Here is a 252-nt window from a genome sequence, read left to right as displayed (position 1 = left end):
CTGTTGCGCCAGCGGTTGCGCGATCTTAACGCCCAGCGGCAGATCGAGGGCAGGCCCGTCACGGATGTCTATCTCGGCCTGCATATCGGCGATGTCTTCTACGGCAATATCGGCAGCATGGACCGGCTGGACTTCACCGTCATCGGGCCTGCTGTCAACGAGGTGAGCCGCATTGCCTCCATGTGCCGTTCGGCCGACCGCAATGTCCTGATGTCGTCGAACTTCGTCGAGGCGCTATCGACACACAACAGC

The 252-nt window shown here is 61.1% G+C and carries 1 protein-coding gene; it reads left to right on the top strand.

All coding sequences use genetic code 11. The annotated features are described in order from the left end of the window. Positions 1 to 252 (top strand): adenylate/guanylate cyclase domain-containing protein (locus ACR9ZK_RS22735; protein ID WP_481344189.1); only part of this gene is annotated, 252 nt, incomplete at both ends.

The sequence above is a fragment of the Monashia sp. HAY1-5C genome (assembly GCF_056755255.1).
Note: the sequence above shows the minus strand (reverse complement) of the source record. Positions and strands in the feature narration are given on the sequence as shown.